Raw genomic sequence first — 3,821 nt, forward strand, 5'->3', positions numbered from 1 at the left:
GATGAGGAGAGCTTAACGGCTCTCTTCGCTGGCTCTTCCGATGTCAAGATTCAGGCTTGCAAGTTTGGAGATCAAGAAAACGAACAGGTCGTGATCGCATATGCGGATGGTTTGAGCAATTCGGCAGATATCGGGAAATTCATCTTACCTGAGCTGAATCGGTTATTTGCGGAGCAAGGCTCATTCAAAGATCCAATTGACCGTTTATCGAGAACTCTGTCGATAACAGAATTGTCTAAGGCATCGGCGGATTCATTATCGGATGCTGTTTTTCTGGGGGATCTTCTGATCATATTCACAGAACAAAACACGGTGGCTCATGTGAGCATAGCTGATAAGCCAACGAGACAGCCTTTCGAATCAACCACGGAAATTTCTATAAAAGGTCCAAGGGATGGTTTTGTTGAAGATATTACTGTAAATATTGCTTTGATCCGAAAGRGACTGCGCAGCCCTTCTCTCCATGTAGACAACATTACATTGGGAAGAAGATCAAAGACGCGAATCGGCATTCTTTTTTTTTATGACATCGTTAATCCCACTATCTTAAAAGATATCCGTAATCGTCTGAATCAGATTGATATTGATGGCATACTCAGCATAAGCCAGCTTGAGGAATTATTGGCTAATTCAAAGTTTAAGTTATTGCCGATTATGGACTTTACAGGGAGACCGGATTACGCTGTTCAAAGTCTGCTGGCGGGCAGAGTAGTACTCATTGTGGACGGGCTGCCTATGGTGCTGATTGCGCCAGCTGGACTGACATTAATTTTAAAATCACCGGAAGACGCCCATTTCAACTATGCGTACGTTTCTTTCGCACGAATCATAAGAGGGATTAGTCTTTTTTTATCCATATTTCTCCCATCGATATGGGTAGCGCTTGTATCGTTTCATCAAGATCAGATTCCTTTCCAATTGATGGCCACCATTTCGATTACCCGGCTTGGGCTGCCGCTTTCTTCGCATATGGAAATGTTTCTTCTGTTAATGCTGCTCGAAATATTCAGAGAAGCGGGTGTACGGCTTCCGAGTGCGATCGGTCAGACGCTGACCTCAATAGGGGGGCTCATCATTGGAGACGCAGCTATTCGTGCTGGCTTGGTGTCCCCTTCGGTAGTAGTGGTAGGAGYGATAACTGCCGTTTCGGGAGTAACACTTGTGAATCAGACGCTAAGCACCCAGGTAAGTATTATCCGATTTTTCTTTTTTTTCCTTTCAGTCCTTCTTGGCATGTATGGCGTCATCTTAGGAATGGTGCTGCTAATCGGTTATATGGGAACTCTGAAATCGTTTGGAGTAAGTTACATGGCTCCATTTTCACCACTGTCAGTGAAGGAAGTTTTGATTTCTTTCTTGAGAATTCCATGGGGTAAGATAACCAAGCGGCCAGCAGTTCTGAATACTATTGACAGTGACAAGACGAAGGAGGATAAGGGATGAAGTTATTCCGAGCCATGGTCTTCCTACTGTCCAGTATCTTAATTCTGAACGGTTGCACGAAACTGCCGGAAATCCAAAACATGGCGTATGCGACTGCCATTGGTGTTGATTATGATAAAGGGAAATGGATTGCATACGCACAAATTCTTAATTTTACAAACATCTCCCATGGCGAGCAAATGAAACTAGGCGAATCAGTTCCGGTGTGGGTTGGAAGAGGAGAAGGTGAAACGATCGCGATAGCGTTGACTGACATCAGCAGGACAGCGCAGTTGGAAGTATTCTGGGGACATGTAAAAGCTGTAGTCATGACGGAAAATACGCTCAAGAAGGGTGTAGTTGATGTATACAATGCGATTAATCGCTATAGGGAAGTGCGTTACAACATATTGGTCTATGGAACGAAGACGGATCTGTCGGATATATTAATACAGAAATCACTTCTGAATTTATCGCCGCTTAGTACAGTCATGTTCACAGCCTCTCAATCGAGCGCGCCACTATCTATAATCATGCCTACGACCGGAAATCGGATAATCTCCAATTTGAACGAACCTGGTGAGCCGGCTATGATTCCTTCAATTGATATTGAAAATAAGGACTGGAAAGAAGATAAAAAAACCAAACCGATGTTCAGTTTGTCGGGGGGGTATTTTTTTCAAAACAAGAAGATGATTGGTTGGATGTCGGAAAGTGATCTGGAAGGTATGAGGTGGGCGGAAAAAGGGCTTAAAGGTGTGTCGCTTCAAGTTACTGTAAATGACTCGCCAGCTGCTGTCATTATGTTCTCTAACCCTAAGATGAGGATTAAATCATTTGTCGAGAAAGGAGACATTCGGTTTAAACTAAAAGTGGAGGCAACGGGCTATGTGATAGAGCTTATGCAAGATGTAACAATGGAACAATTGAACAAAAGTGCAGTTGAAGCTATTCAAAACGAAATGAAAACGACTTATCGTAAAGCGATTAAGCTTAAGTGCGACCCTTTCAAGCTTAGAGAATCGCTATACCGTTCCTCACCTTCGGAATTTCATAAGTTGTCAGCTACCAATGCGTTCTTCTTGACTGATGACTCTCTGGGGGAAATAAATGTGAAAGTTAACTTCATAAGTACGGGGAAGTATAAGGGGACAGAGAAGTAACTAAAGAGTTCGAACGCTATTCTAAAACCTTGATTGGCTTTGCGCCTTTCAAGGTTTTTTTTGTGATGCACCCAGTTCAGAATAAATAGTCTACACTTTGATTAATTATAATGTACTTCTGTCACCTGGCAACTGCGTTTGTAGCCCGTAGGTGTCGTACCTGTTAGCTTTTTGAACGTGCGATGAAAATGTGGGAGACTCTCGAAGCCGCACTCATTTGCTATCGCGTGGATCGGAGTATCTGATGCAAGGAGAAGCTCCTTTGCTCGGCTAATCCGTTTGGCCGTAACATACTCGGTTAGTGTCATTCCTGTAAGGAGCTTAAAGACTCGTGTGAAATGAGAAGGATTCACTGCTGCTTTGGCTGTCAATGTGGATAAGCTAACATCCCCATAAGGGTGTTCATCARTTGTACGCAGCGTTGTCCTCATCCACTCTGGAGCTCCAGTATTTTTTCGTTCCGCCGTTGAGACTGGTATTTGTCGGTTTAGCAGAAGGAGCAGTTGAAGCAGATGAAGTACAACGGCATGTCGCTGTCCTGTTTTGTCGCCTGATAGCTCATTGTTGATATTATCCAGTATTGTCTCTATAAAATGAAAATCGGAAGTGTTAGGGCATAGCTTATGACTTTTTCCTTTATTCGCCTGCTCGAAGCATAGTACGTATGAAAAGGTATCACCTAGCGAGTCCCACTGTACGATTCGCCTATGAAAATGGAGGGTGCTAACCGTCAAAGGAGCCTCTTCGTCCAGCAATGCGCGATGGACGGTGTTGCTGGGCAGTAAGAATAGATCACCGGGCTCCATCGTATAAAAAGACCCATCTATAAAAAAAACACCTTTTCCCGAATGGACATAAACGATTTCATGCCAATCATGCATGTGATTCGGAAGCTCATTATGCRATTCTTTTACCACCCGGTAGGAGAATTCGAGAGGAAAAGATGCAGCAGCATCGAATTGTTTACGAAGGGGCTTCATGTAGCGTTACCTCCAAGATCTGGTTTTTTAAATCGTATTTAATTCTAGTGTAAACGCTATCTTAATAATAGTCAAAATAGGGTACTAATTAGCGTGATTTAGCAATTTTAATAACTTAAATGCTCGATTATTATGGAAGTAAACCGTTGAGGGCTTTATTTTGTGAGGAAGTTACTCTGTCTTCAACGAACTTGAAGTGAAGGAGATGCTGAATGATGCAACAAGTCACAGATGGCGTCGACGCTCACGTTATGGA

3 protein-coding genes are annotated in these 3,821 nt (G+C 43.1%); 2 read left to right on the forward strand and 1 reads right to left on the reverse strand.

The annotated features are described in order from the left end of the window. Together AC1DWN_RS30030 and AC1DWN_RS30035 are read left to right on the forward strand one after the other, a co-directional pair. The coding region (locus AC1DWN_RS30030; RefSeq protein ID WP_477562529.1) for a spore germination protein at positions 1-1,443 on the forward strand (1,443 nt) is incomplete at its 5' end. Beyond that, a complete protein-coding gene (locus AC1DWN_RS30035) occupies positions 1,440-2,585 on the forward strand; it encodes a Ger(x)C family spore germination protein (RefSeq protein ID WP_477562530.1) in 1,146 nt (381 codons plus the stop codon). The genes AC1DWN_RS30030 and AC1DWN_RS30035, both read left to right, overlap by 4 nt. A 101-nt stretch (positions 2,586-2,686) precedes the next feature. Here AC1DWN_RS30035 and AC1DWN_RS30040 read toward each other — a convergent pair whose 3' ends face one another. Beyond that, the gene (locus AC1DWN_RS30040) at positions 2,687-3,565 is read right to left on the reverse strand and encodes an AraC family transcriptional regulator (protein ID WP_477562531.1); all 879 of its coding nucleotides are present in this window, start codon (positions 3,563-3,565) and stop codon (positions 2,687-2,689) included. Positions 3,566-3,821: the final 256 nt, after the last annotated feature.

It is taken from the genome of Paenibacillus sp. P4_A7 (genome assembly GCF_056402455.1).